Here is a 628-nt window from a genome sequence, read left to right as displayed (position 1 = left end):
CTTACTTCCAGTACCTGCACAAAAAATCGCACGAAGTTTTAGGCTTGCGCTGCTGCCCCGCCTTTTCTCTAGCCGACTATTGCATTTAGCACACATCGTTTCCTTATCCTCTGCGCTGCGCCAGCATTGCGCATGGCTGGGTCCTACGGCACACCGCTGCGCATTTATGCCAGAAACCCTCACAGAAACGGTACGATTCACTTACAGTTTATTCCTAATGCCCTGCGTTGCGCTCTGTGCCACTCTTAACTACGCTCATAACACTTATGATGCTTAATGAGGGAATATATTATGAAAAAGACGATTATTGCGTTATCCGCCATTCTTCTGACTTCTACGGCGTTTGCCGCCACACACGCAACCGATGAAACCGTCGCTGACGCCAAAGCGGGCGCCAATACGGCGAAAGAGAAACTGCATCAGGCGCAGCATCAGGGTGAAGAGCAGCAGCTCAAAGCCAAACATGCTGCCGAAGGCAAAAGCGATAGCCTGACCAGCAAAGCGAGCGAAAACTCGCAGAAAGCCTGGAACAGCACCAAAGAAGGTACTGAAAAGGGTTGGGACGCCACCAAAGAAGGCGCGCAGAAGGGCTGGAACAAAACCAAAGAAGGTGCCAGCGATCTGAAGA

1 protein-coding gene is annotated in these 628 nt (G+C 51.3%); it reads left to right on the top strand.

Features of this window, described 5'->3' with window-relative positions; all coding sequences use genetic code 11:
- Positions 1-291 precede the first annotated feature (291 nt).
- A partial coding sequence (locus QMM04_RS22955; protein WP_282997200.1) for a hypothetical protein occupies positions 292-628 on the top strand: 337 nt, incomplete at its 3' end.

Source organism: Pantoea sp. Pa-EAmG (assembly GCF_030024295.1).
Lineage (GTDB): Bacteria > Pseudomonadota > Gammaproteobacteria > Enterobacterales > Enterobacteriaceae > Pantoea > Pantoea dispersa.
The sequence above is the reverse complement of the archived record's forward strand: the minus strand, read 5'-3'. Positions and strand labels throughout refer to the sequence as shown.